Origin of the sequence: Sporolactobacillus sp. STSJ-5, from assembly GCF_024385605.1 — a bacterium.
GTDB lineage: Bacteria > Bacillota > Bacilli > Bacillales > Sporolactobacillaceae > Sporolactobacillus.
Genome location: NZ_JANFOJ010000046.1, coordinates 1 through 1,567 on the forward strand (window position 1 = coordinate 1; position 1,567 = coordinate 1,567).

The following is a 1,567-nucleotide window of genomic DNA, read 5'->3' on the forward strand; positions in this document are numbered from 1 at the left end:
TAACTAAAACTTGAAAGTTAAAAAAGCGCACCCATCCCTTGCCTGCTCTATGATTACTATGAATAATTTAGGTCAGGCCGCCGCTTTTGTCAGCTGTTTCTGGTAGCTGGTAGGTAGCTTCTCTAGAAAATTTTCGATGATGTGATGGACTGCTTGCTCAGAAAGAACATACTCGTCTTTGAAAACTTCTTGAAATAAGTCGATCAACTGCTGAAGCGTTTCGACGAAGGTCACATCCGAAAGCTCATCGACCATCAAATAAAACAACTCACCCAAAGTGCGATCGTCCACCTGTTCACGGTGCTGAACCGCAAGAAGGGAATAACTGATAGCGACCAGGGCGGTGTGCGCAAAAATCCCGTCATAAGACAAACCCTGGTATTTAGCGAGTCGAAGATAGTGCTTGCACATCTTGAAGTACACTTCAATGGACCAGCGTTTTCCATAAAGCTGGATGATTTCATCTTCAGAAAGTTGGATATCGGTTGACGCTAAGACCAGATACTCTTTGCGTTTACGACGGTTGCGGACGTATACGAGTTTCAGGGGTAAGACCTCTCCCTCAACAACCGCTTCTACAACGGTAGAAAGTAGGTAGCGTGAGCGTCCACGACGTTTTTTCTGAGCGTTGAAGATCGCTTTCACGTCCATCATTTGACCATTGAACCGGTAATAAACCTTTTTCGACCGTTTCACCATAGCGACGGTATGAAGGCCAAGTTGACGCAGCTGCTGAAACATTTTAGGACTAGAGAACCAAGAATCAAACAAAACATAGGATGCTCGGACGCCATGCCTCAGGGCAGAAGAAAGCAGTTCTCGAACCACATCAGGCGCTTTACGCTGGGCCTGAAGCTTCCGCTTTCCAGAATGGGTGCGAGCATCAGCTTTTGTACCGCATACCTGATTCTGACCCGAAAGCAAGGAAAAGGTGACCGGCAAAAAAGTGTTGCCGTCACTCCAGCCTAGTTGAAGAAACCGAAAGCCGCGCACATGCCGATGGTTGGCGTGGTCGAATTGAAACGCCGCCAGCTCCACGCGTTTCGCATGGGCGCGTTCATACATGGAATCATCCACAATGAACACAGGCTTCCGTGCCGAATCCGTCAAGGGTTTAATGAACTGAATGATCCGGCAACAGAGCAGAATCAGAAACTTTTGCCAGTTAATCTTGCCGTTGTTGAGCAGGTTGCGAAAGGTCTTATCCGAGAAGTTCAGCTGATTTTGATGCTTCAAATAATCGCGATACGCTGACTTGTTTGAAAAGACCGTGCTAATGAGATAACAGAACAGTACCCGGAAGGGGACCCCCTTTGCCTTTGTGGCGTTTGAGGCTCTCGCAAGTTGACTCAAACGAAATCGTGTAAAAAATTCCTGGACTGAAGAAGAAATTCCAAGAGATGGATGGTCATTTCGTGATATACTTTTCATGGCATGAACACTCCTCGGTTAATTGGGATTCGACACTTCAATTATACCGAGTTATCGGTGTTCTTGCTTTTATTTTTGTGCTAATCCTTTACAGGATAAGCTGTGAAGCCCATTTTTGATGTTTCAAGTTTTAGTA

At 45.9% G+C, this 1,567-nt stretch carries 1 protein-coding gene; it reads right to left on the reverse strand.

Annotation, left to right across the window (positions count from 1 at the left end; genetic code table 11):
* Nucleotides 1-72 precede the first annotated feature (72 nt).
* Nucleotides 73-1,431 (reverse strand): IS4 family transposase, encoded by a 1,359-nt coding sequence (locus NOM01_RS17020; protein ID WP_255749780.1) that lies wholly within the window; start codon nucleotides 1,429-1,431, stop codon nucleotides 73-75.
* Nucleotides 1,432-1,567 lie beyond the last annotated feature (136 nt).